At 70.9% G+C, this 24,278-nt stretch carries 18 protein-coding genes; 9 read left to right on the forward strand and 9 right to left on the reverse strand.

The features are described from left to right. Nucleotides 1–533 precede the first annotated feature (533 nt). Entirely contained in the window at nucleotides 534–1,712 is a 1,179-nt protein-coding gene (locus ABID77_RS20840) for an AAA family ATPase (RefSeq protein WP_429600052.1), read from the forward strand. Then, the gene (locus ABID77_RS20845) at nucleotides 1,712–2,773 is read left to right on the forward strand and encodes a ParB/RepB/Spo0J family partition protein (protein WP_429600055.1); all 1,062 of its coding nucleotides are present in this window, start codon (nucleotides 1,712–1,714) and stop codon (nucleotides 2,771–2,773) included. Before ABID77_RS20840 ends, ABID77_RS20845 begins: the two co-directional genes overlap by 1 nt. A gap of 607 nt (nucleotides 2,774–3,380) precedes the next feature. Here ABID77_RS20845 and ABID77_RS20850 read toward each other — a convergent pair. Beyond that, nucleotides 3,381–3,932, reverse strand: a complete 552-nt coding sequence (locus ABID77_RS20850) for a phosphatase PAP2 family protein (RefSeq protein WP_429600057.1) — start codon at nucleotides 3,930–3,932, stop codon at nucleotides 3,381–3,383. 188 nt (nucleotides 3,933–4,120) lie between these two features. Then, complete coding sequence (locus ABID77_RS20855) at nucleotides 4,121–6,598, reverse strand: PQQ-binding-like beta-propeller repeat protein (RefSeq protein ID WP_429600059.1); 2,478 nt, start codon at nucleotides 6,596–6,598, stop codon at nucleotides 4,121–4,123. Nucleotides 6,599–6,767: 169 nt separating this feature from the next. Between ABID77_RS20855 and ABID77_RS20860 the strand changes: the two genes are divergently transcribed. From ABID77_RS20860 to ABID77_RS20880, 5 genes are all read left to right on the forward strand, one after another. Then, nucleotides 6,768–7,247: a rhodanese-like domain-containing protein gene (locus tag ABID77_RS20860; protein WP_429600061.1), complete on the forward strand. Its 480-nt coding sequence runs from the start codon at nucleotides 6,768–6,770 to the stop codon at nucleotides 7,245–7,247. A 187-nt stretch (nucleotides 7,248–7,434) separates the two neighbouring features. Continuing rightward, nucleotides 7,435–8,379 carry a serine O-acetyltransferase EpsC gene (gene epsC, locus ABID77_RS20865; protein WP_429600063.1) on the forward strand — a complete coding sequence of 315 codons (945 nt, stop codon included), beginning with the start codon at nucleotides 7,435–7,437 and terminating at the stop codon, nucleotides 8,377–8,379. Continuing rightward, the gene (locus tag ABID77_RS20870) at nucleotides 8,376–8,645 is read left to right on the forward strand and encodes a helix-turn-helix domain-containing protein (RefSeq protein ID WP_429600066.1); all 270 of its coding nucleotides are present in this window, start codon (nucleotides 8,376–8,378) and stop codon (nucleotides 8,643–8,645) included. The genes epsC and ABID77_RS20870 overlap by 4 nt, the downstream gene beginning before the upstream one ends. Nucleotides 8,646–8,718: 73 nt before the next feature. Further along, on the forward strand, nucleotides 8,719–9,651 hold the full coding sequence (locus tag ABID77_RS20875) for a family 2A encapsulin nanocompartment shell protein (RefSeq protein ID WP_429600069.1): 933 nt from the start codon (nucleotides 8,719–8,721) through the stop codon (nucleotides 9,649–9,651). 97 nt (nucleotides 9,652–9,748) lie between these two features. Then, nucleotides 9,749–11,743, forward strand: coding sequence for a family 2A encapsulin nanocompartment cargo protein cysteine desulfurase (locus tag ABID77_RS20880; RefSeq protein ID WP_429600156.1), 1,995 nt, complete (start codon nucleotides 9,749–9,751; stop codon nucleotides 11,741–11,743). Nucleotides 11,744–11,803: 60 nt separating this feature from the next. Here ABID77_RS20880 and ABID77_RS20885 read toward each other — a convergent pair whose 3' ends face one another. From ABID77_RS20885 to ABID77_RS20915, 7 genes are all read right to left on the reverse strand, one after another. Beyond that, the gene (locus ABID77_RS20885; protein ID WP_429600072.1) at nucleotides 11,804–13,540 is read right to left on the reverse strand and encodes a Na+/H+ antiporter; all 1,737 of its coding nucleotides are present in this window, start codon (nucleotides 13,538–13,540) and stop codon (nucleotides 11,804–11,806) included. Continuing rightward, nucleotides 13,522–14,316 (reverse strand): outer membrane protein assembly factor BamD, encoded by a 795-nt coding sequence (locus ABID77_RS20890; protein WP_429600074.1) that lies wholly within the window; start codon nucleotides 14,314–14,316, stop codon nucleotides 13,522–13,524. Before ABID77_RS20890 ends, ABID77_RS20885 begins: the two co-directional genes overlap by 19 nt. Continuing rightward, nucleotides 14,317–15,441, reverse strand: a complete 1,125-nt coding sequence (locus tag ABID77_RS20895) for a PQQ-binding-like beta-propeller repeat protein (protein ID WP_429600077.1) — start codon at nucleotides 15,439–15,441, stop codon at nucleotides 14,317–14,319. Between the two features lie 95 nt (nucleotides 15,442–15,536). Further along, the gene (locus ABID77_RS20900) at nucleotides 15,537–15,962 is read right to left on the reverse strand and encodes an outer membrane protein assembly factor BamE (protein WP_429600079.1); all 426 of its coding nucleotides are present in this window, start codon (nucleotides 15,960–15,962) and stop codon (nucleotides 15,537–15,539) included. Further along, a complete protein-coding gene (gene bamC, locus ABID77_RS20905; RefSeq protein ID WP_429600082.1) occupies nucleotides 15,959–17,059 on the reverse strand; it encodes an outer membrane protein assembly factor BamC in 1,101 nt (366 codons plus the stop codon). The genes ABID77_RS20900 and bamC overlap by 4 nt, the downstream gene beginning before the upstream one ends. Before the next feature lie 63 nt (nucleotides 17,060–17,122). Next, nucleotides 17,123–19,489: an outer membrane protein assembly factor BamA gene (bamA, locus tag ABID77_RS20910; protein WP_429600158.1), complete on the reverse strand. Its 2,367-nt coding sequence runs from the start codon at nucleotides 19,487–19,489 to the stop codon at nucleotides 17,123–17,125. 266 nt (nucleotides 19,490–19,755) lie between these two features. Next, on the reverse strand, nucleotides 19,756–21,861 hold the full coding sequence (locus ABID77_RS20915) for a TonB-dependent siderophore receptor (protein ID WP_429600085.1): 2,106 nt from the start codon (nucleotides 21,859–21,861) through the stop codon (nucleotides 19,756–19,758). A gap of 284 nt (nucleotides 21,862–22,145) precedes the next feature. Here ABID77_RS20915 and ABID77_RS20920 point away from each other — a divergent pair, with 284 nt between their 5' ends. Together ABID77_RS20920 and ABID77_RS20925 are read left to right on the forward strand one after the other, a co-directional pair. Further along, nucleotides 22,146–23,354, forward strand: a complete 1,209-nt coding sequence (locus ABID77_RS20920) for an ABC transporter substrate-binding protein (protein ID WP_429600090.1) — start codon at nucleotides 22,146–22,148, stop codon at nucleotides 23,352–23,354. Further along, nucleotides 23,351–24,277, forward strand: coding sequence for a branched-chain amino acid ABC transporter permease (locus tag ABID77_RS20925; protein WP_429600100.1), 927 nt, complete (start codon nucleotides 23,351–23,353; stop codon nucleotides 24,275–24,277). Before ABID77_RS20920 ends, ABID77_RS20925 begins: the two co-directional genes overlap by 4 nt. The last annotated feature ends 1 nt before the right edge of the window (nucleotide 24,278 follow it).

The raw sequence follows: 24,278 nt of genomic DNA on the forward strand, positions 1-24,278 counted from the left end.
CCGTTTCCTCTGCTTGGGACTCCTGTAAGTTCTCACATCAGACCGGTCGATCACCTCGTCAGAGGCCGTTTGGAGAGCCTCTGACCCACGGAATCGGTCTCGATCGCCTGTTTGGCGGGCACTCATGGCCTGCACGTGCGGTCTCGGGACCGCGTCCCGAAGACTCTCACATGAGGTCCCGTCGACCTGCATGAAGGCTCCTGAAACCCCTGCGTCCCGCTCCTGAAAGTTCGCCGGACACTCCCGTATCCACATGCACAAGTTGGATCAAGTCATTGATTCAATTGGATATTTTTAACGCTAAAGGTATTAAAGGTATTGAAGGTCTGATATTTGATAAACCAGATCGGGCTTGTCGTCATGGCACAAAAACACCGCGCTGCCGGCGTTTTGCCGTGACTTTTCATCGCAAGAGCGGCATTGCTTGACACAATGCGGGCCGAAGCGCGGCTTTTCGTAAAAGGGCCAGCATCTGTTTCACGAGGAGCATTGTGTTGAACAAATTGAATTTGACCCGACCCCGGAAGATCACGTTGGCGAACATCGCGGACCAGGCCGAACGGGCCATCGCGATGATGGGAGAGATCAGGGTGGCCATGCTGGCGCCATCGGCGCGCAAGGCGCCGCCGATCTTCAACCTGAGCCAGCTCGCGGCCATGTGCTCGGCGGAGAAGGGGTCCATCAGCCATCGCATCGCCAAGGGCGACCTCCCGGCCGGCCAGCTCAACAGTGCCGGCAGCCGCCGGGAATTCACGCTGCGGGAATCGCGGGAGTGGGTCAAGGAGTACCGCAAGGAATTCCTGCGTCCGATGGGCGCCGAGGCCGTCACTATCAGCATCGGCAACTTCAAGGGCGGCGTCTCCAAGACCACGACCGCGGTGACCTTGGCGCAGGGCCTGTCGCTGCTCGGCCACCGCGTGCTGGTCATCGACACCGACCCGCAGGGATCCCTGACCACCCTGTTCGGCATCCTTCCGGACACCGAGGTCAACGAGGAGGAGACCATCCTGCCCCTGGCGATGGGTTCCGAGACGTCGATCCGCTATGCCATCCGGTCGACCTACTGGGATGGCATCGATCTGGTGGCAGCGGCGCCGCTGCTGTTCGGTGCCGAGTTCGCCCTCCCCGCCCGGCAGTCCCAGGAGCCGGGCTTCGAGTTCTGGCGTGTGCTGGACCTGGGAATCGACGATGTCCGTTCGGAGTACGACGTGATCGTGATCGACACGCCCCCATCGCTCTCCTACGTCACCATCAACGCGTTCATGGCGTCGAACGGCATCGTCATGCCGCTTCCGCCGAGCGCGCTGGATTTCGCTTCGGCTGCCCAGTTCTGGAGCATGTTCTCCGAGCTGACCAATTCGTTGCTGACTGAGCGCGGCCTGACGAAGGAGTTCGATTTCATCAACGTCCTGCTGTCGCGCGTGGATTCGTCGGATGCGGCGAGCGGCGTGGTCCGCCAGTGGATCGGTTCGACCTATGCGGAGAAGGTGCTGCCCATCGAGATTCCCAAGACGGCGGTGACCGCGACCGCCAGCGCCGAGTTCGGCACCGTGTACGACGTTTCGCGCTACGACGGCAATGCCAGGACGTTCAAGCGCGCCCGTGATGCCTATGATCAATTCGTGTCGCTGGTCGAGGGTTCCATCCGCACGGTGTGGGCTCGGCAGCTCGACGAATCCGTGCGGGTGAGCGGCAAGAAAGGAGCCAAGTGATGGCGCGAAATCTGTTGGCCAAGGCAGGCCGGGTACAGGTTCCTCCGGTCAAGAGCGAGACGGTCGCGGAGACGGTGCCTCATCCGGGCGGTCCGCCGGCGCCGGCCCGAGGCAGCGTCGCGATCAAGCCCAAGACGGCACCGGGCACCTTGATGGGGTTCATGGCGAATCAGTCGGAAGCCATGAAGGAGAACGAACTCCTGCGCACGCAGGCGGCGCGTTTCGAGGGTGCGGAGCCGACGCGGCTGATCGATGCAGCCAGGATCACGCCATCGCGCTGGGCCAATCGCCATGTCTCGTCCTTCGATTCAGCCGACTTCGCGGCGTTGAAGGAAGAGATCGGCCGGGCCGGCGGCAACGTCCAGCCCATCAAGGTGAGACCCATCGCGGGGGGCTCCACCGGGGGGGTAGGACCGTCCTACCCCCCTGGCGAGTTCGCCTACGAGATCGTGTTCGGGCATCGCCGGCACCGTGCCTGCCTGGAACTCGGGCTGCCCGTCTTGGCACTGATCGAACATGCGACGGAGCAGGAATTGTTCGTGCAGATGGAGCGGGAGAACCGCAATCGCGCCGATCTTTCCGCTTGGGAGCAGGGCGTGATGTATACGCGGGCGATCGACCATGGACTCTATGCGTCCAACCGGCAACTGGCTGCCGCCATCGGTCGCGATGTGGCCGACGTCGGCAAGGCGATTTCGCTGGCCAGGCTGCCTCAAGCGGTCATCGACGCCTTCCATTCGCCCCTGGATCTGCAGTTCCGGTGGGCCAAGCCGCTGAACGACGTCCAGCAGGGTGATCCCGAGGGTCTGCTCAAGCGGGCGAAGTCGATCGCCGGCAAGGGACTGAGCGCCAAGGAGGTCCTCGGGGTGCTGACGGGCACGGGCCAGGGGGTAGGACGGTCCTACTCCCCCCAGGATCGTATCGACGTCGAGCGTGGCGGCGTCGTCGTCGCCACGATCTCGACATCGGCCATCGGCCAGGTGAATGTCAAGTTCAACCAGAAGCTCGACGAGACCCGGAAACGGAAGCTGGCTGCGCTGATCAAGCAATTGCTTGATTAGTCGCCGACGAGAGCGTGGGGGGTAGGACGGTCCTACCCCCCACTTTTTTTTGACGCCTCAGGCCTCTCACTGCCGTCTCGAAGACCAGCTCCCGCCTCCCACGGCAGTGTCTGCCGCCCTGCCGCGTTCGGCCTGCCCAACACCTTTAGTCGGGACTGTCTGTGGCGGGATGCAAGATGGGCAATCTCTTCTTCCCACATGCGGCCGAGCTTCGATAAAGGATCACGACGCTGTTCTTATCGTCATCCAACGTTCCGTCGCGAGGCATACCGTTGGACATGCAAGCTATGCGACTTGCCTCTACCACATCGTTGTTTGTCTGGCCACGGTTCAAGTGGACGTATCAGCGGCCACGGCGGTCACATGCAAACAATGGCGTTCTGCGGCATCACTGCGATCTAGTCGTATGTCAGTGAATACAAACATGTGTACTGATACCGATCCGTCCCCTGCAAGTCCGCAGCAAGCAGGGTCGACGATAAAAGTGGCCGTCGGCGGCACATGCTCGCCGAGCCACGACGTCGCGCGGCCAGTGCCGGCACCGACGGCTTGGCCTGGCCCGGCCCCGTCCCGCCCGTCTTCATCGATTGCGTCACCGCTCCGCCGATCACCGGACCGGCTGTAGCTGGAAGCGCGCAGCCCGTCGCCAGATCATCCGGGCCGGCACGAGGCTGGCCAGGGTGGCGACCGCTCCCAGCAGCACGCCGGCCGCGATGTCGGCCGGGAAATGAAGGCCGAGGTAGACACGCGACCAAGCCGTCAGCGCGGCGATCGCCAGCAGGGCCGCGCCGGCGTGCCGCAGCCCGCGCCGTGCCACCACCATGAAGGCGAGTGCGAACATGGCCGAAGCATGCGTGCTCGGCAGGCCGGAATGCCAGCCATGCGGCACGTGCTGCGGCGACAGGCCGCGCATGACCGGGCGTGCCACATCCAGCATCAGGGCCAGGTCGCGCGCGACCAGCGACACCACGCCGCAGACGGCCAGTGCCCCCAGCAGGGGGCCGATCCGCCCGGGCCGTCGCCACGCCATCCAGGCGAGGAGGGCGAGACAGGCGCTGCCCGACAGGCTCGACATGGCGCTCGTGATGGCGAGGTGCAGCGGGTGGGGATCGGTGCCGGCGGCGATGGCCTGGAACAGGGTGAGGTTGAATGCATCCACGGGGCGTGCTTCGAAAGGGGTGGTCCCGCTATCCGGCGTCCGCGCGCCAGGTTCGGAAGCAGGGGAGGGCGGGGCCGCGAGGCCCCGACCATGCCGACGCCGCGCGTCGCCGTCATGACACCGGGCGTCGCGAGCGGCCTGACGCTTGGCGCGCGATCGTCCCGCGCCCGAGTGCCCGGTCGGTGCGCTCAGCGCGGCAGCGCGTAGACCACCAGGGCGTCGCCGGCGCGCGTCTTGAGTTGCTTGTGCCCGGTGGCGCCGATGGCCACGTACTGCCGGCCCTGGTGCATGTACGTCATGGCCGACGCCTGCCCGCCCGCGGGCAGTCGGCCCGACCACAGCAGCCGTCCGCTCGCGGTCTCGAACGCGCGCAGGTAGTCGTCCTGCGCCGCGGCGATGAAGGTCAGGCCGGATGCGGTGGTCACCGCGCCGCCGAGGTTGGGCGTGCCCAGCGGAATGCGCAGGCGCATCGGAATCTCCAGCGGGCCGGCGTCGAATCCGGTGCCCAGCGGCTGGCTCCAGACCAGCTCGCCCGTCGCCAGGCTGGTCGCCGCCAGGAAGCCCCAGGGCGGCGTGTTGCAGGGCACGCCCAGCACCGACAACCAGATCGGCCGGTCCACGCCCCAGGGAGCGCCCTTCTGCGGCGCCACCGTCTGGTCGGGCCGGCGGCCGCCGTCGCCGATCGCCGGGTCGGTCACTTCCGCGCGCGGGACCAGCCGCACCTGGTTGGCCAGGCGGCTGTGGTTGGTCACGACCAGGCCGCGTGCCGGATCGATCGCCAGCCCGCCCCAGTTGAGTCCGCCGATGGTGCCCGGATAGAGCAGGGTGCCCAGGCCCTGGTAGGTCGGCGGCGTGTAGATCCCTTCGTAGCGCATGCGGTGGAACTGGATGCGGCACAGCGCCGCGTCGATCGGCGTCAGGCCGAAGGCATGGCGCGCGTCGATGCGCTCCGGATCGCGCCCCGGCAGGCCGGCGAAGTTCGGATAGAAGACCGACTGCGGCTGCGTCGCCGACAGCGTCTCGCCCTCCATGCCGCCCTGCGGCGCCGTGACGCGCTTCACCGGGCGCACCGGCTGGCCGGTCTCGGCATCGAGCACGAACAGCGAGCCGGTCTTGGTGCCCTGGATCACCACGCGCCGCACGCGGCCGTCGATGTCGAGGTCGGTGATCACCGGCTGCGCGCCGATGTCGTAGTCGAAGCGGTCGTGCTCGACCGTGCGGAAGACCCAGCGCGTCGTGCCGCTGGCCAGGTCGACCGCGACCACGGCGGCGCTGAAGTCGTCGTCGGCCGGCGCGCGGTCGCCGCCGAAGTGGTCGTTGCCGGCATTGCCCGTGCCCAGCAGCACCAGGCCCAGACGCTCGTCGGCGGAGATCACGTTCCAGACGTTGGGCGTGCCGGCGGGCCAGGTCTCGCCCGGGGCCAGGGGCGTGCCGGGACGGTCGACGCGCCGGGCGTCCCAGGCCCAGCGCAGCGCGCCGGTCGTCGCGTCGTAGGCCCGCACCACGCCCGAAGGCGCGTCGCGGCGCTGGTTGTCGCTGACCTGCTGGCCGACCAGCACCAGATCGCCGATCACCGCCGGTCCCGAATTGCTCGATGCATGACCGGGTTCGGTCAGACCCATGCCGGCGGTCAGGTCGACCGTGCCGCCTTGGCCGAATCCCGCGCACTGGGTGCCGCGCGCCGCGTCGAGCGCGATCAGCCGCCCGTCGGCGGTCGCGACGAAGACGCGTTTGGCGCACGCCAGCGGCGGCGTCAGGGTGGCGGCGTCGGGCCGCGCGTGGTAACCCACGGCGCGGCAGGCGGCGCTGAACATCGACTCCATCGCACGCGGCGCGACCTTCGGATCGAAGCGCCAGCGTTCCGCGCCGGAGGCCGGATCGAGCGCGAAGACCCGATTGCCCGGGGAACACATGAACAGCATGTCGCCGACCTTCAGGGGCGTGTTCTGCGCGGCGTAGGAGACGCGGTCGTTGGGCGCGGTGTCGCCGGTTGCGAAGCGCCACGCCTCGCCCAGGCGCGCGACGTTGGCCGGTGTGATCTGCGCGGCGCTGGCGTAGCGACGGCCCGCGTTGTCGCCGCCGAACGCGGTCCAGTCGGTGTCGGCGGGCGATGCCGACGGTGAGGGCGGGGCGGATGCCGCCCTGGCCGGCATGACGGCATGCGGTGCGCGGTCGGGCGCCACCGGCCGCTCCCAGGCGAGCCCCACGCCGCCGGCCAGTACCGCGACGGTCGTCCACATGCCGGCATGCACGAGCCGGCGGCGCGCCGATGGCAACGGCCGGCCCAGCAGCCACGCCACCAGGGCCACCGCGAACAGGGCGGCGATCACGCCCACGCGCGCCGCCAGATCGATCGCCCAGACCGGCTGCCATCCCTTGCCATCGATCTCCCAGAAGGCCCAGGCGATGCTGAGCGCCAGCGCACCGGCGAGCATCCCCACGCCCGCCGCAGGCCGGTCGCGCCAGGCCGCGAGCGCACCACCCGCCAGCACTGCGCCGCACAGCGCGTAGTAGGCGCTGCCGCCCAGCGTCACCAGCCAGATCCCCAGTCCCAGCATCGCCAGTCCGAGCAGGCCGGCCAGCAGCTGCGCGCCCAGCCCCACGATGCGCCAGGCGCCGGTCTGACGGACGGCGAAGCGGGGCGGAGGGGCGGGAGGTGTCTTCATGGTGCAAGCCTTCGCGGGGCCGCCACGGCGTGCGGGCGCACGGGCGGCATAGATGGATTGGTTCTGAGGAAACGACGATTCCGTCGTTGGTGCCGGGACGGGTTGCTCTTAGATTGTTGGGTGTGCAACGGTCCGACGGACCATCTTCCCTCACGGAGCCTTTCTGTCCATGTCATCCGATGTCGAAACCCTCGCGCTGCCCGAAGCCCTGGAACGAGCCCGGCTCGCCGCCGAACAGCAGAACCTGTCCTTCGCCGGTGGCGTGACGCCCCCCGTCGCCTGGGCGCTGGTGCAGGCGGGCGAAGCGGTGCTCGTCGACGTGCGTTCGAGCGAGGAACGTCATTTCGTCGGCCACGTGCCCGAGAGCCTGCACGTGCCCTGGGCCACCGGCACCGCCCTGACGCGCAACCCGCGCTTCGTGCGCGAACTGGAAGCGAAGCTGGCGCGCGACGGCGGCAAGGACGCGGTCGTGCTGCTGCTGTGCCGCAGCGGCAAGCGTTCGGCGCTGGCGGCCGAGGCCGCGACGAAGGCGGGCTTCCGCCACGTCTTCAACGTGCTCGAAGGCTTCGAGGGCGAGATCGACGCCGCGCGGCAACGCGGCGGCGCCGACGGCTGGCGGTTCCGTCGTCTTCCCTGGATCCAAGACTGAGACGCCGCGGATCCATCCTCCGCGCGGCCCGATGCCGCGTCCGCGGTCCGCGCCGTGCGTGGACACGGCCCCGGTGCCCGCGGCGCCGTCGGACCCGCTGGACACGATGGCTTCACGACGTCTCCCGAAGATCCGGGAAGGTCGGTGTCGACCGCATCGCACATACAACAACGAGAAGGAAAAAAAGATGTCCGGATTCGAGGTCGACCGGCTGGTCGGGGCGCTGCGCGAGGTGCGGCAGGGCTGGCGCGCGTCGCAGCAGCGTTCGCGCGAGCCGGCGGGGCGCGAGTTCCCGTCGCGCGACGTGCTCGCGGCGGTGATCGAGCAATTGAAGGGGGCGCTCTTCCCGATGCGCCTGGGACCGGCGGATCTGCGCCACGACGGCGAGGACTTCTACGTCGCCCGCACGCTGGACGCGGTGCTGCACGTGCTGTGCGACCAGGCGCGGCTGGAACTGCGCTACGTCGGGCGCCACGCCCCGCGCACGGCCGAGGACATCGACGCGCAGGCGCGCGCGGCCATCCTCGCATTCGGTGCCGCGCTGCCCGGCATCCGCGAGCGGCTCGACACCGACGTGGTGGCGGCCTACCAGGGCGACCCGGCCGCGCACAGCGTCGACGAGGTGCTGCTGTGCTATCCGGGCGTGCTGGTCATGATCCATCACCGTCTGGCGCACCGGCTCTACGCGCTGGGGCTGCCGCTGATCGCCCGCATCGTGGCCGAGCTGGCCCATGCGCAGACCGGCATCGACATCCATCCCGGCGCGGTCATCGGCGACGGTTTCTTCATCGACCACGGCACCGGTGTCGTGATCGGCGAGACGGCGGTCATCGGGGCGCGCGTGCGCATCTACCAGGCCGTCACGCTCGGGGCCAAGCGCTTCCCGGTCGACGCCCACGGCCTGCTGCAGAAGGGCCTGCCGCGTCATCCGGTGGTGGAGGACGAGGTGGTGATCTACGCCGGCGCGACCATCCTCGGACGCGTGACGATCGGGCGCGGCGCCGTCGTCGGCGGCAACGTCTGGCTGACCGACGACGTGCCCCCCGGAGCCAGCGTGACGCAGGCCGGCGTGCAGAACCACGCCTCGGCCACGCGCGGGGAAGCGCCCGCATCGGCGGCGGTGGCGCGATGACGGCGCTGGTCAAGCGCTTCGGCATCACCGTGCGGCAGTTGCGCATGGGCCATGGCTGGACGCAGGACGAGCTGGCCTGGCGCTCCGGGCTGGACCGCTCCTACGTCGGCGAGGTCGAGCGCGGCGGCGCGGTGCCTTCCATCGTGACGGTCGAGAAGCTCGCCGCCGCGCTGCAGCTGGAGATGACGGTGCTGCTCGCGCACTGCGAGCGCGTCAAGGAACAGCGTGCGGCGCAGCTCGATCGTTTGTCGGCTATAGCCCGTTGAGGGGAAACCCTGAGGTCGGGACACTCCGGCGCAACCCGCCTTTCCCTTCCCCTGAATACCGGAGTCTTCAAGCATGACCGCAACCGTCGGTGGTACCACCGCCCTGGGCGACAACGCAGCCCGCCAGCTCGCCAACGCCACCAAGAGCGCCCCGCAGCTCGAGACCATCACGCCGCGCTGGCTCACGCACCTGCTGCAGTGGGTGCCGGTCGAGGCGGGCGTCTACCGCCTGAACAAGGTGCGCAACCCGGAGTCGATCAAGGTCGTCTGCACCGCCAAGGAGAGCGAGAACCAGCTGCCGCGCACCTGGGTCGACTACGAGGACCACCCGCGCGAGTACAACCTCAACGCCGTGAGCACCGTGCTCGACGTGCACACCCGCATCTCCGACCTGTACAGCAGCCCGCACGACCAGATCAAGGAACAGCTGCGCCTGACGATCGAGACGATCAAGGAGAACCAGGAGAGCGAGCTCATCAACAACCCCGACTACGGCCTGCTGGCCCAGGTCACCGACGAGCAGCGCATCTTCCCGCTGACCGGCGCGCCCACGCCCGACGACCTCGACGAGCTGCTGACCAAGGTCTGGAAGGAGCCGGCCTTCTTCCTGGCCCACCCGCTGGCCATCGCCGCCTTCGGCCGCGAAGCCACGCGCCGCGGCACGCCGCCGCCCACCGTGAGCCTGTTCGGCTCGCAGTTCATCACCTGGCGCGGCATCCCGCTGATCCCGTCGAACAAGGTGCCGGTGGCCGACGGCAAGAGCAAGATCCTGCTGCTGCGCGTGGGCGACAAGCGCCAGGGCGTGATCGGCCTGTTCCAGCCGGGGCTCTCCGGCGAGCAGAGCCCGGGCCTGTCGGTGCGCTTCATGGGCATCAACAACCACGCCATCTCGTCCTACCTGATCTCGCTGTACTGCTCGGTCGCCGTGCTGACGAACGACGCGCTGGCCGTGCTCGACGACGTCGAGATCGGCAAGTACCACGACTACGCCGACACCTACAAGTGAAGGGCGCGCGGTGATCACCTCCCTTTCCCCGCCCGACCTGCGCCGGAGCACCGAGGCACCGTTCGACCCGGCCGTGCTGGCGCGGCTGGCGACGCAGATGTTCGCCGCCCTGCCGGGCCAGGCGAACCTCGCCGACCTGCAGCCGGTGGACGACCGGCACGGCGCGCTGCCCGCGACGCTGCGGCACCCCGGCGGCGTGCCCGCGGGCGTGCAGGCGCCGGCGCAGCTCGCGCCGGCGGGTTCGCCGCTGGCGAGTCCAGCCGGCTTCGGCCCCGGCGTGCCCGGCACGCCGATCCCGCAGGGCCACGTGCCCGGCGCCAACCTGCTGCCGGCCTCGCCGACGCAGCTGCCCACGCTGGCCAACCGCGCGCCGGCCCTGCTGCCGCACGCGGTGGCGGGCAACGGCGTACCCGACAACGTCTACACCGCCGTACCGGCCTACGAGCCGCGCTTCGGCCACACCACGGCCGGCGTACCGGAGGCCCAGGCCGCGGCGCCGGGGCAGGCGGCCTCGCACCCGGCCGCCGGCGCGTCGCCGTTCTACTTCCTGGGCGATACCCACGGCGTGCCGTCGCCCGGCGGCCGCGGCATCGACAGCGTCCCGTTTCCGATCCATGACGCGCTGGCCGACCTCCCGTTCGCCCGGCCGGGCGGCCGCGACGTGCAGGCGCTGCTCGGCGGCCCGGCGGCGCCTGCGTCCCATGCGCCCCAAGCTTCGGCCCCGTCGCCGGCGGCGGCCTCGGCCTCCGACCCGACGTTCTACTTCGTCGATTCGGTGCGCCTCGCCAGCGGCCACGTCACCCCGGCCACGCCGCATCCGCACGGCCCCGGCCGCTCGGCGCCGCCGGCCGACCCGGGGCGGCATCCGGCCTTCGACGTCCACGCGGTCCGGCGCGACTTCCCCGTGCTGCAGGAGCGCGTCAACGGCCGCCAGCTGGTCTGGTTCGACAACGCCGCCACCACGCACAAGCCGCAGTCGGTGATCGACCGCATCGCGCACTTCTACGCCCACGAGAACTCGAACATCCACCGCGCCGCGCACGAACTCGCCGCGCGCGCCACCGATGCCTACGAAGGCGCCCGCGAGCGCGTGCGCCGCTTCATCAACGCGCCGGACGTGAACGAGGTCATCTTCGTGCGCGGCACCACCGAGGCCATCAACCTGGTGGCCAAGAGCTGGGGCGCGCAGCACGTCGGCGAGGGCGACGAGATCATCGTCAGCAACCTGGAGCACCACGCGAACATCGTGCCGTGGCAGCAGCTCGCTTCGGCCAAGGGCGCGAAGTTGCGCGTGATCCCGGTCGACGACTCCGGCCAGGTGCTGCTCGACGAGTACCGCAAGCTGCTCAACGACCGCACGAAGATCGTCGCCGTCACGCAGGTCTCCAACGCGCTGGGCACGGTGGTGCCGGTCAAGGAGATCGTCGAACTGGCCCACCGCGCCGGCGCCAGGGCGCTGGTCGACGGCGCGCAGTCGGTCTCGCACATGCGCGTGGACGTGCAGGACATCGGCGCCGACTTCTTCGTCTTCTCCGGCCACAAGGTGTTCGGCCCGACCGGCATCGGCGTGGTCTGGGGCAAACGCGAAGTGCTCGAGGACATGCCGCCGTGGCAGGGCGGCGGCAACATGATCGCCGACGTCACCTTCGAGAAGACGGTGTTCCAGCCGATCCCCAACAAGTTCGAGGCCGGCACCGGCAACATCGCCGACGCGGTCGGACTCGGTGCCGCCATCGACTACGTCGGGCGCGTGGGCATCGAGAACATCGCGCGCTACGAGCACGCGCTGCTGGTCCACGGCATGCGGGAGCTGGGCGCCGTTCCCGGCGTGCGGCTCATCGGCACGGCCGACGACAAGGCCAGTGTGATGTCGTTCGTGCTCAGGGGCTACACGACCGAGGAGGTCGGCCACGCGCTCAACGACGAGGGCATCGCGGTGCGCACCGGCCACCACTGCGCGCAGCCGATCCTGCGCCGCTTCGGCGTCGAGACGACCGTGCGGCCGTCGCTGGCGTTCTACAACACCTTCGACGAGATCGATCGGCTGGTGGCGGTGGTGCGGCGGCTGTCGGGACAGCGGCGCGGCGGCTGAGACCGGGCGCCCGAAGGCCGGTGCGGCGATCGATGCCGTCGCACCGCTCCCGGATTCCCGCTAGAACCGCCGCCGGATCGCCCACTCCACCGCGTCGAGCTCCTGCATCAGCGCATGCACGGTCTCGTCGTTGATGCGGTGGGTCAGGCGCAGGCGGCGCAGTTCGTCGCGCTCGACCTGCAGGGCCGCCAGGCGCAGGGTGCGTTCGAGCGTGCCTTCGCAAGGCGGTCCGGTCGCGCCCCGGCGGCCGGTGACCATCGCCAGCCGCCGGCCGTAGTCGCGGCCGATGCGTGAACGCACGTCGCGCGCGACCGCGTCGCCGTCCGGCGCGACCCTTGCCGTGCGCGCGCCCGTGGACGGGACGTGGCGGGTGTCCGTGCCGGCCATCGACGGCGCCTGGATGCTGCGCAGCGCCGCGCGCGTGATGCGCAGCCGCGCCCGGTCGGTCTCGCGCGCCTGCGGGTCGACGTCGGGCATGTTCACGCGACGCAGCAGCCAGGGCAGTCCGACGGCCGCCACGCACATCGACAGCACGATCACCAACGCCGCCTGGCACACCAGCAGGTCGCGCGCCGGAAAGGCCGTGCCGTCGGCCAGCGCCAGCGGCACCCCCAGCACGGCGGCCAGCGTGAGCCCGCCGCGGGTGCCGCCCAGGGCGGCGAGGCCCGACCAGGTCCACAGCGACAGCACGGGGCGCCGCGCCTCCCGCGCGGGCCGCAGCCGGCGCGCGATCCACAGCGCCGACGCCAGCCCGGCGAAGCGGATGGCGAGCAGGCCGAGCGTGAGGACCGCCGCGATGCCCAGCAGCGCCACCGGAAAGCCGCCGTCGCCGCCGCCGCCGATGCCGGGCGCGAGCGCCTGCAGCGGCACGGGCGGATGCCGCAGCAGGTCCGGCAACTGCAGCCCGACCAGCGTGAAGATCAGGCCACGGAAGGCGAACAGCACGAGGTTCCAGCCCTGCTCGGTCTGCTGGTGCAGGGCGTCGAAGCGGCTGTGGCGCACCGCCAGCACGCTGGCGGCCATGCCCGCGCTCACCGCCGCCATCACGCCGGAGAGCGCGAAGTGCTCGGCGATCAGCCAGGGCGCGAAGGGCATCAGCATCAGCAGCAGCACGCTGGCGGGCGCGGGCCGGGCGTCGCGGCAGGTCAGCGCGCGGCGGTAGATCCAGCCGAAGGCGACGCTGAAGCCCGTGCCCACCGCCACGCCGCCGCCCGCTACCCACGCCAGGTCGCCCAGCAGGCGCGGCAGCGAGAAGTCGTGCGCGAGCACCGCCGCGATGCCGAACTTCACCGCCACCAGCGCGGCGGCGTCGTTCATCAGCGATTCGCCCTCGATCACGTGGCGCAGCGACGCGGGCAGACGCTGGCGCTGCAGGATGGCCGAGACCGCCACCGCGTCGGTCGGCGAGAGCACGGCGGCGAGCAGGAAGGCGGCCGCCCTGGGCACGGCCGGCAGCAGCCACTGGATCAGGTGGCCCAGCGCCCACACCGTGAACAGCACCATCGCGGTGGAGAGGCCGGCGATGGGCCACTTGTAGGCGCCCAGTTCGCGCTTGGGCATCCGCCAGCCGTCGACGAAGAGCATCGGGGGGACGAACAGCAGCATGAAGAGTCGCGGGTCCAGCACCACGTGCAGTCCGAACGCCGGCCAGCCCGCCGCCGCGCCCAGGGCGATCTGCAGCAGCGGCAGCGGCACGCGCGGCAATGCGCGCGCCAGCAGGCCGGAGCCGGCGACGAGGGCCAGCATGCACAGGGCGGGGAGCAGCGCCGGCACGGGGCTCACCAGACCTTCCACCACGGGTCGTCCTTGGCGCGGAAGCCGCGCGTGAGGTACTCGCTCTTCGGGTAGTTAGTCGTGAGAACGCGCTTGGCGTCGTCGCGCAGGTCGGTCAACCCGAGCGCATCGTACGACCGCACCATGATGTAGAGCGCTTCCTCGAGTGCCGGCACTTCGCGATAGTCGGCCAGCGCGAGCTGCGAGCGGTTGATCGCCGCGAGGTAGGCGCCGCGGTTGTAGTAGTAGCGCGCGACGTGCACCTCGTACTGCGCCAGCGAGTTGACGATGTAGCTCATGCGCTGCCGCGCATCGGGCGTGTAGCGCGAGTCGGGAAAGCGCGTGACGAGGTCCTTGAAGGACTGGAAGGACTCCTTGGCGGCCTTCTGGTCGCGCTCGGAGAGGTCCTGGCGGGTGAGCGAGGCGAACAGGCCGAGGTCGTCGTTGAAGTTGACGATGCCCTTCAAGTAGAGCGCGTAGTCCAGGGCGGGGCTGGCCGGGTGGAGCTTGATGAAGCGCTCCAGGGTGGCGACGGCGCCGGGGCGCTCGCCGGCCTTGTACTGGGCGTAGGCCTTGTCGAGCTGGGCCTGCTGGGCCAGGGGGGTGCCGGCGGCGCGGCCCTCGAGCTTCTCGAACAGCGGGATGGCCTTGTCGTAGGCGCCGGAGCCGGCCTCGTCCTTGGCCTCGCTGTAGATGCGGTTGGGGCTCCACTTGGCGGTCTCGTCGACCTTGGCCGTGCCGCAGCCCGCCAGCAGGGCGCCGGCCACCATGAACGCCAGCCCGCGATGGATGGTCGTCATCTATCGCACCCGGTAGCCGAAGACGCCGCCGTCGCGCGTGGCCACGACGACCGTGCCGCCGGCGAGCACGGGCGCGGCGGCGATGGCCGAACCGTCGGGCGTCACGCGGGCGAGCGGGGCGCCGTCGGTGCCGGAGAGGAAATGCACGGTGCCGCTGCGCTCGGCCACGGCCAGTGCGCGGCCGACCACCAGCGGCGCGGTCATGCCGCGGTCCCTGAAGCGTTCCGAGCGCCAGGCGGGCGTGCCGTCGTCGCGCCGCCAGGCGACCACGCTGCCGCCCGATTCGCTGCCGACCACCAGGTCCGGCGTGCCGTCCAGTCCTTCCGAGCCGGAGGCGCTGCGGGCCCAGCGGCGCAGGCCGGTGCGCGTGTCCACGCAGCCGACCGCCGCGTCGTAGGCCCGTGCGCAGACGACGTGGTCCTGCCGGCTGACGCCGCCCGTCAGGTCGACCAGCCGGTCGACATCGTCGGTGCCGCGCGGCGTGGCGATCGGCGCCTCCCAGCGCACGCCGCCGTCGGCCGGCATCAGGCCGATGAGCCGGCCGCCCGCGCCGGCGACCAGCGTGTCCCCGGCCATGGCCAGCACGCCGGGCCGGCCGAGCATGAGCGGATCGGGCGTGCGTGCCTTCGACCACAGTCGGTGGCCGTCGCCGACGTCCCAGGCGCCGACGGTGCGGTCGCCCGTCTGCACGAAGACGCGTCCGTCCGCCACCAGCGGCGCGGTGTACGCCCGCGCGCCCAGGCGCTGGCGCCAGCGCACCTGCCCGTCCGCCAGCGCGATGAGCTCGTTGCCGGCCGACACCACCGCGACGGTGTCGCCGTCGCTGCCCGCGCCCGCGAGCAGCGCGGCGCCGACGCGCGCGCGCCAGCGCTCCCGGCCCGACAGCGCGTCGATCGCGAGCACGGTGCCGTCGGCGGCGGCCACCGCGACGGTGTCGCCGCTCGCGCTCGGCGGGAGGAGGGCGGTGCCGGCCGGCAGGCGCACGGTCCAGATCTGCTGCACGGCCAGGGTGGTGGAGAAGGGCGGCAGTTCCGGCAGCGCCGGGGCGCGGCCGCCCGCGCAGGCGGACAGCAGCAGCACCGACGCGGCGGTCGCGCGGGTCCTGAAGGAGACGGTGGTGAGCATGGGAAGCGAAGGCTGGAAAAGTCGAAGGGCGGAAGAAGAGCCGGGCCTGCAGGACCGGGTGCGGGAGGCGGGACGTGGAAGGTCATGGCCCGGCGTCACGGCCGGGCGCCCACGTCCCCGCGCGCGCGTGGATCGAGCCGGGCGACGACGTCGGCCTCGCCGGGCATCTCGTCGCCCTCGAAGCGGTCGAGCCGGCCGTCGCTGAAGAACACCGCGAGGCGCCGCCGCTGGTCGGCGATGCCCTGGCGGTGCACCGTGAAGACGTAGTCCCAGCGCCCGGCATGGAACATGTCGGTCAGCAGCGGCGTGCCCAGCAGCTCGCGCACCTGCTCGCGCGACAGTCCCGGCCGCAGCATCGCCACCTGCTCGGCGGTGACGACGTTGCCCTGGACGACCTCGACCTCGTACGGCGTCAGCGACGTCAGTACGTCCCGCGTGCGCGGCGAGACGGCGCCGCATCCCGAGGCCAGGATCGCGACGGCCGCGATCGCGCAAAGCGCGTGTCCGGACCGGGGTTTCATCGAAGGTCGTCCGCTATCACGGCCGCGATGCGCCGCGCGTCCTCGCCCGCGTCGGCCGCGCCGGCGGCGTCGAGCACCGACACCAGCGTGGCGTCGCCCTCGCCGCGCACCGCGATGCGGAAGCGCAGCGGCGCGGGCGTGGCCGGCGCCCTGCCCAGACCGACCAGCTTGGCGAACAGGCCGGGCTCGTCCCTGTCGCTGCGCGGCGTGACGTAGCGCACCCGGTAGAAGCCGGCGGCGCGGTCGCGCTCCTCGACCGTGAAGCCGGTGCGGTCCAGGGCCGCGCCGACCTGGCTCCAGGCGCGGGCGAAGTCGGCGTCGATGCGCAGCACGGTCCGGCCGTCGACGACGGCGGTGCGCGGCGCCGCGGGAATCGCGTTCGCGGCGGCCACCGTGCGTTGCGTCGCGGCCGCCTCGGCGCCGCCGAGCCGGGCCATCAGGCGGCGCAGGTACTCGGCTTCGAGCCCGGGGTCGGTCGGCCGGGCCCGCCATCCCGTGGCGTCCTTGCCTGGAGCACCGTAGGTCTCGACCATGCCGCGATGGCTGACGAAGATCTCGGTGCCCTCGGGCGTGCGTTCCATGCGGGTGCGGAAGCGGTCGAGCTCGCCGGTGACGTGGCTCGAATCCATCACCTTGCCCAGCATGCCGCGCACGAAGCCCTGCGGCAGCTGGGCATGCGTTTCGGCCCAGTCGGTCTCCATCACGCCCGCCTCCTGGCGGTCGGTGTCGATGAGGAAGCCGCTCTCTTGCCAGAAGTCGCGCACCGGCGTCCAGAGGCTCTCGGGCGTGCGGCCGACCACCAGCCAGCGCTGCGTGCCGGCGACCTCCAGCCGGACGTCGCCGATGCGCGTCTGCGCGGTCGCCGGCGCACGGGGGGTGTCCGGCGCCGCCGCCCGCAAGCCGTTGGCCGAGACCCCGCCACGCTGGACGACGTACTCGTTGCCGCGCGCGAGTTGCGCGACGTCGGGCGGCAGGTCGAGCGTCGCGACCGGGCGCGGTGCCGCGCTCTTGTACCGGATCGGGTCGGTCGGCGCGGTCGTGCACGCGGCGAGGCCGCACAGGAGCGCCGGCAGCGCCCATCGGAAAGGTCGGATCACGGGGAGGTCCTTGGAAAAGCGGGAGAGCGGAAAGGGTGGAAAGAGTGGGAGGGCGGGCGTCGCTCAGAACGACGTGCCGATCTGGAACTGGAAGCGCTGCGTGCGGTCGGCCGCGATGCCGTTGGCGGTGTCGGCCTTCTGCGACTTCACCGGCACCGCGTAGGCCAGCCGCAGCGGGCCCAGCGGCGAGATCCAGCCGATGCCCAGACCGACGGAAGCGCGCAGGCGCTGCTGCGCCTTCCATTGCGCGTCGGTCATGCTCGGCGTGCGGTCGCTGAAGACGTTGCCGGCATCGAAGAAGCCGTAGAGCCGCAGCGTGCGGTCGTTGCCCGCGCCGGGGAAGGGCGTGCTCAGTTCGGCGTTGAAGATCGCCTTCCGGGTGCCGCCCAGCGCGGCCGCCGTCACGGCGTCGCGCGGGCCGAGCGAGTTCTGCTCGAAGCCGCGGATGGAGCCCAGGCCGCCGGCGTAGAAGTTCTTGAAGATCGGGTAGGTCGCGTCGCCGATCGCGCGCGCGTAGCCCAGCTGGCCGTTGATGGCGAAGGTGTACTGCTTGTCGATCGGGAAGTACTGCTGGTACTGGTAGCTGCTCTTGAGATAGCGCAGGTCGGAGACGATGCCGAGTTCGACGTTGGCGTTCTGCAGCCGGCCGCGCGAGGGCACCAGGGCGCTGTCGCGGTCGTCGCGGCCCCAGCCGATGGTCAGGGGCACGCCGACGCGGCTCGCGTTGGCGCAGGTCACGCTCGGCACCGTGCCCGCGCACTGGAAGTAGTCGAGGTAGGCCTGCGGCGTGGCGGTGTAGATCGACGTGCCGTCGACCACCGTGTAGTCGCCGTTGGTGCCGGGCGTGAAGCGGTAGCGTTCGAGTCCGACGCCGAAGAAGACCGTGTCGATCTCGCTGAAGGGCACGCCGAACTTGATCGATCCGCCGTCGCTCGCCAGCTTGTAGTTGCCGTCGGCCTGGTAGTAGGGCCGGGTCGTGGTGTGGAAGACGTTGATCGTGCGCGTGATGCCGCCGGAGGTGAAGTAGGGGTCGGTGGCGGTCAGCGAGATGGTGCGGTTGTACTTGCTGGTGTTGACGCTCAATCCCAGGTAATTGCCGGAGCCGAAGACGTTCTCCTGCGTGATGCCGAAGGTGAGCGAGACCTTCTCCGTGCTCGAGTAGCCGGCGCCCAGCTGCAATGAGCCGGTGGGCTTCTCCACCACGTTGACCGTGAGGTCGACCTGGTCGGGCGAGCCCGGCACCTCCTGGGTATCGACGCTGACCTCCGTGAAGAAGCCCAGGCGGTCCACCCGGTCGCGCGAGAGCTTGATCTTGTCGCCGTCGTACCACGAGGCCTCGTACTGGCGGAACTCCCGCCGCACCACCTCGTCGCGCGTCTTGTTGTTGCCCCCCACGCTCAGGCGCCGCACGTACACCCGGCGCGCCGGCTCGGCCACCAGCGCGAGCGTCACGCGGTTGGTCGCGCGGTCGATCTCCGGGCGTGCCTCCACCCGCGCGAAGGCGTAGCCGAAGGTGCCGAAGTAGTCCGTGAACGCCTTGGTCGTCTCGGCCACCTGCTCGCCGTTGTAGGGCTGCCCCGCGCGGATGGTCACCAGCGACTTGAACTCGTCGTCGCGACCGAGGTAGTTGCCGTCGAGCTTCACCCCCGCGACCGTGAACTTCTCCCCCTCGGTGATGTTCACCGTCACCGCCAGGTCCTCCCGGTCGGGCGACAGCGCCACCTGGGTCGAGTCGATGCGGAACTCCAGGTAGCCGCGCGAGAGGTAGTACGACCGCAGGGTCTCCAGGTCGGCGTTGAGCTTGGCGCGCGAATACTGGTTGGACTTGGTGTACCAGCTCATCCAGCCGCCCGCGTCCTGGTCGAACAGGTTCAGCAGCGTGGATTCGCCGAAGGCCTTGGCCCCCACGATGTGGACCTCGCGGATGCGCGCGGGCTCGCCCTCGGTGACCGTGAAGGTCAGGTTCACGCGGTTGCGCTCGATGGGCGTGACGGTGGTCACGACCTGGGCGTTGTACAGGCTCTTGCTCACGTACTGGCGCTTGAGCTCCTGCTCGGCGCGGTCGGTCAGCGCCTTGTCGTAGGGCCGGCCGTCGGCCAGACCCACCTCGCGCAGCGACTTCTGCAGCGCCGTCTTGTCGAACTCCTTGGTGCCCACGAAGTCCACGTCGGCCACCGTCGGGCGCTCCTCGACGATGACCACCAGCACGCCGTTGTTCACGTCCAGGCGCACGTCCTTGAACAGACCCAGCTCGAACAGCGCGCGGATCGCCGCGGAGCCCGTCTCGTCGCTGTAGGTGTCGCCCACGCGCAGGGGCAGCGAGGCGAAGATGGTGCCGGGCTCCACCCGCTGCAGGCCCTCCACGCGGATGTCGCGCACCGTGAAGGGCTCCACGGCCCACGCCGCCGTGGCGGCCAGGGTGGCGGCGATCGTGGCTGCGACGCGGGACCAGGGGAAGCGTCGATCGTGGGAGAGACGGCGGGGAGGACGGCGGGAAAACGGACGGGGCGGCGGTGGGTCGGAGGGGCGGGAAGCGGAAGGAAAGGACGGGCGGGAAAGGCCGGAATCACGGCAGGCGGCGGGAGACATGCCTCGATCGTCGCGACCAAGTACGGATGAATGTGGGCCGTTCCGTAAAGAGGCATGCCCGTCTCGTAAAGCCGAGCCCCCGGCGTGTCAGCAGATGTTCGCCGGGCTCAGAACCTCACCTGCACGCTCGCCACCAGCTGGCGGCCGAGTCCGGGGATCACCGTCAGCGCGCCCCAGGAGGCCAGCGCGTAGTGCTTGTCGAAGGCGTTGTGCAGCTCCAGGCCCACGCGCGTGCGGGGGTCGACCTGCCAGTAGCTCGTCAGGCGCACGGTGGTGTAGGCCGGCAGGCGGTAGGTGTCGGTGGCCGTGCCGGTGCGCTCGCCCACGTGCACCAGCCCGCCGCCCACGCCGTAGCGCCCGCCGCCGGGCAGACGGTCCTCGCGGATGGCGAACAGGCCGGCGCTCGCGCGCGGGATGTTCGCCAGGCGCTTGCCGAGCAGGGCGGGGTTGTTGTCGCGCGTGACCTCGGCGTCGGTGAAGGCGACGTTGGCCGTCAGGCGCCAGTTCGCGTCGAGCTGGCCGGCCACGTCGGCCTCCACGCCGCGGCTGCGCACCTCGCCGGCGGCGATGTTGAAGTCGACGTTGGTCGGACTGCGCGTGAGCACGTTGGTCTTGCGGATGTCGAAGGCCGCCAGCGACGCGTTCATGCGCTGGTCGCGCGACTGCCACTTGGCGCCGACCTCGAAGGCCTGGCCCTTCTGCGGCGCGAAGGCGGTGCCGGTCTCGTCGGCGCCCGCGTTGGGGCGGAACGAGCGGCCGGCCGAGACGTACAGCGAGGTGTCGGGCGTCGGCAGGTAGGTCAGGCCGAGGCGCGGCGTGGCGGCCGAGTGGTCCTGCACCTGCCGCGTGCCGGCCAGGAAGTCCTTGAAGTCCTGGTGGAAGCGGTCGAAGCGCACGCCGGCGAGCAGCTTCCAGCGCGCGCTCAGGTCGATCTGGTCCTGCACGAAGACGCCGGTCGCGCGCTGGCGGTCGTCGGTCGCGAAGCCGGGCCGCAGGATGCCGCGCGGCTGGCCGTAGACGGGGTCGAAGATGTCGATGGCGAAGGGCTGCGTCGCCAGGGTGGAGTAGGCGATGCCCTGTCCCATCGCCAGCCGCCACGACTCGACGCCGGCCAGCAGCGTATGGCCCAGGCCGGCGGTGCGGAACCTGCCCTCCACCTCGGCCTGCAGCGAGACGTCGCGCGCGGGCAGGGTGCGCCAGCTGTCGCGCCGCGTCAGCGTGCGGCCGTCGGCGCGCAGGGTGCCGTTGAGGTCGACGGCGTCGCCCTCGAGCTCGGTCTCTCGGTAGGAGGCGCCCACGCGCGCGCGCCAGCCGTCGCCCAGGTCGCGGTCCAGCGCCAGCTGGTGGGTGTCGCCGGCCACGCGCAGGTCGTCGCGCGCGGGCTCGCCCAGGTAGCGGTCGCGCGGCAGCGCCAGGGCGTTGCCGCCGACCTGCACCAGGCCGCGGTCGAGCGGCGTGCGGATGCGGATGAACTCGGCCTCGTAGTGCAGCACGGTGTCGGCGTCGACGACCCAGGTCAGGGCCGGGGCGACCACGGCCTTGCGGCTGTCCACCCAACCGGTGCGGCTCGCGCCGTCCTCGGCCGCGACGTTCAGGCGATAGGCCACGTTCGGGCCCAGGGCGCCGGTGGTGTCGAGCGTCGCGCGCCGGAAGCCCAGGCCGCCGATCTGCAGGCCGGCCGTGTGCGAGGGCGTGAACTGCGGCTTCTTGGTGACGACGTTGAGCGTGCCGCCGGGCTCGCCGCTGCCGTAGAGCGCCGCGGTCGGGCCCTTGAGGAACTCGATGCGCTCGACGCTGGCGACGTCGCGCTGCGGCCCGTAGCCGCGCCCCGAGGCGAAGCCGTTGAGCAGCGAGCCGCCGTCGGTGTTGCTGAAGCCGCGGATGGCGTAGTTGTCCCAGGTGCCGCCGAAGTCGTTGAGGCGGGCGATGCCGCTGACGTGGTCGATCGTGTCGGACAGGCGCGTGGCGCCCAGGTCGTCCATGAGCTGCCGGGGCACCACGCGCACCGACTGCGGGGTCTCGATCAGCGGCGTGTCGGTGCGGGTCGCGGCGGTGTTGCGCCGGGCGCCGTCGTAGCCGGTGGCGCCGGTGCTGTCGCGGACCTCGACCTCGTCGAGCGTGGCAGCGGTCTGGGCCTGCGCGGTGGCGGCGCACAGCGCGAGGACGGCGGCGCGCAGCGGGAAAGCGCGTGGAGGAAAGGGAGAGGAAGGCATGGACATCGGCACGGGACGGTGAAAGGACGACGGATCGCGCGCGGGAGCGCGACGACGAGCGGGGGACAGGGAGGGAAGGTGGGCGGCCGTCCGGAGGACGGGACGCGATGCCCGCGTGCCGGCGGGTGGCGGGGCTCGCGATTCTAGGGCCCGATGAGAATCGTTTTCAATTGGAGTCACTCGTGGACCCTTGACCGGATCGCGGGCGGTGCGGAGCGCGCCGGAACTGCTACGCTGCGCCGCCCGTTCCCCGGCTCCACCGACGACCCCGAAAGGCCATCCGCATGAAAAAGACCGTGTCCGCCTCCGCTTCCCCGTTCCGTCCGCTGGCGCTGGCCGCGCTCGCCGCGCTGGCCTGCGCGGCCCCCGTCTCCCACGCCGCCGACGCCGTCAGGATCGGCCTGCTCAGCACCCTGTCGGGCCCCGGCGCCGGGCTGGGCGTGGACATCCGCGACGGCTTCCAGCTGGCGGTCAAGCAGGGCGGCGGAAGGCTCGGCGGCCTGCCGGCCGAGGTGGTGGTGGCCGACGACCAGCAGAGCCCCGACGTGGCGCGCCAGACCGCCGATCGCCTGATCAAGCGCGACAAGGTCGACTTCATGACCGGCATCGTGTTCTCCAACGTGATGCTGGCGGTGGGCGCGCCGACCTTCCAGTCCAAGACCTTCTACGTCAGCGCCAACGCCGGGCCGTCGCAGTACGCCGGCGAGCAGTGCAACCCCTACTTCTTCAGCGCCAGCTACCAGAACGACAACCTGCACGAGGCGGTGGGCAAGACGGTGGCCGACAAGGGCTTCAAGCGCGTGGCCCTGCTGGCGCCCAACTACCCCGCCGGCAAGGACGCCCTGGCCGGCTTCAAGCGCTTCTACAAGGGCGAGATCGCGCTGGAGAGCTACACCCCGCTCAACCAGCTCGACTACGGCGCCGAGATCGCCAAGATGCGCGCGGCCAGGCCCGACGCGGTCTACATCTTCCTGCCCGGCGGCCTGGGCATCAACTTCATCAAGCAGTTCGTGGGCGCCGGCCTGTCCAAGGACATGACGCTCTTCGGTCCCGGCTTCTCGGCCGACGAGGACGTGATCAAGGCGGTCGGCGAGCCGATGCTGGGCATGTTCAACAGCTCGCTGTGGGCGCACGACCTCGACAACGCCGCCAACCGGCGCTTCGTCGCCGACTTCCAGAAGGAATACGGCCGCCTGCCCACGCTCTACGCGGCGCAGGGCTACGACGCCGCCCGCCTCATCGACGGCGCGGTGCGCGACGTCAAGGGCCGGCTCGACGACAAGGCCGCCGTGCGCAAGGCGCTGGAGGCGGCGCGCTTCGAATCGGTGCGCGGGGCCTTCAGGTTCAACACCAACCACTTCCCCGTCCAGGACTACCACTTGCGCGTGGTCACCAAGGACGCCCAGGGCCGCGTGACCAACCGCACCCTGAGCACCGTCTTCAAGAACCACGCCGACGCCTACGTCGGCGCCTGCAAGATGCCCGCGGCATGACGGGCGCGGGGGTGCTGGTCCTGGAGCAGTCGCTCAACGGGCTGCAGTTCGGGCTGATGCTGTTCCTGCTGGCCGCCGGGCTGACGCTGGTCTTCGGCATCATGGACATGATCAACCTGGCGCACGGCTCGCTCTACATGGTGGGCGCCTACCTGATCGCCACGGCGGCGGCGGCCAGCGGCTCGTTCTGGATCGGCCTCCTCGCCGGCGTGGCCGGCACGGCGCTCGTCGGCATGCTGCTGGAGGTGACGGTGCTGCGCCGGCTCTACCGGCGCGACCACCTCTCGCAGGTGCTGGGCACCTTCGCCATCCTGCTGATGGCCAACGAGGGCGTGCGCATGCTCTGGGGCTCGCAGCCGGTCGCGCTGAACCCGCCGGCGAGCCTGGCGGGGCCGGTCGAGCTGCTGCCGGGCTTCTCGTACCCGGCCTACCGGCTGCTGATCATCGGCGTCGGGCTGGCGGTGGCGGCCCTGCTCTACGTGCTCGTCACGCGCACGCGGCTGGGCATGCAGGTGCGCGCCGGGGCGTCGAACCGCGAGATGGCGCGTGCCATGGGCGTCGACGTGCGGCGCCTCTTCACCGCCGTCTTCGGCCTCGGCGCGGCGCTGTGCGCGGTCGCCGGCGGCATGCTGGGGCCGCTGCTGGCGGTGCAGGTCGGCATGGGCGAGAGCATCCTGATCCTGGCCTTCGTGGTGATCGTGATCGGCGGCATCGGCTCGATCCGCGGCGCCCTCTTCGGCGCGCTGCTGGTCGGCGTGGTCGACACCGCCGGGCGCGCCCTGATCCCGCTGGCCTTCGACCGGTGGCTGGGCGCCGACGCGGCGGCCGGCGCCGGACCGGCCCTGGCCTCGATCCTCATCTACCTGCTGATGGCGGCCGTGCTCTTCTGGAAGCCGCGCGGGCTGTTCCCGGCGCACGGCTGAA

The organism is Variovorax sp. PvP013 (assembly GCF_050435945.1).
In the GTDB taxonomy this organism is placed as follows: domain Bacteria; phylum Pseudomonadota; class Gammaproteobacteria; order Burkholderiales; family Burkholderiaceae_C; genus Variovorax.

Bases quoted from the DNA above. Each gene is read 5' to 3' on its own strand.
- ABID77_RS20875 (WP_429600069.1), top strand. From the start codon at position 8,719: ATGACCGCAACCGTCGGTGGTACCACCGCCCTGGGCGACAACGCAGCC.
- ABID77_RS20880 (WP_429600156.1), top strand. From the start codon at position 9,749: ATGTTCGCCGCCCTGCCGGGCCAGGCGAACCTCGCCGACCTGCAGCCG.
- ABID77_RS20895 (WP_429600077.1), bottom strand. From the start codon at position 15,441: ATGCTCACCACCGTCTCCTTCAGGACCCGCGCGACCGCCGCGTCGGTG.
- epsC (WP_429600063.1), top strand. From the start codon at position 7,435: ATGTCCGGATTCGAGGTCGACCGGCTGGTCGGGGCGCTGCGCGAGGTG.
- ABID77_RS20900 (WP_429600079.1), bottom strand. From the start codon at position 15,962: ATGAAACCCCGGTCCGGACACGCGCTTTGCGCGATCGCGGCCGTCGCG.
- ABID77_RS20860 (WP_429600061.1), top strand. From the start codon at position 6,768: ATGTCATCCGATGTCGAAACCCTCGCGCTGCCCGAAGCCCTGGAACGA.
- ABID77_RS20845 (WP_429600055.1), top strand. From the start codon at position 1,712: ATGGCGCGAAATCTGTTGGCCAAGGCAGGCCGGGTACAGGTTCCTCCG.
- ABID77_RS20915 (WP_429600085.1), bottom strand. From the start codon at position 21,861: ATGCCTTCCTCTCCCTTTCCTCCACGCGCTTTCCCGCTGCGCGCCGCC.
- ABID77_RS20890 (WP_429600074.1), bottom strand. From the start codon at position 14,316: ATGACGACCATCCATCGCGGGCTGGCGTTCATGGTGGCCGGCGCCCTG.
- ABID77_RS20925 (WP_429600100.1), top strand. From the start codon at position 23,351: ATGACGGGCGCGGGGGTGCTGGTCCTGGAGCAGTCGCTCAACGGGCTG.
- ABID77_RS20920 (WP_429600090.1), top strand. From the start codon at position 22,146: ATGAAAAAGACCGTGTCCGCCTCCGCTTCCCCGTTCCGTCCGCTGGCG.
- ABID77_RS20870 (WP_429600066.1), top strand. From the start codon at position 8,376: ATGACGGCGCTGGTCAAGCGCTTCGGCATCACCGTGCGGCAGTTGCGC.
- ABID77_RS20855 (WP_429600059.1), bottom strand. From the start codon at position 6,598: ATGAAGACACCTCCCGCCCCTCCGCCCCGCTTCGCCGTCCGTCAGACC.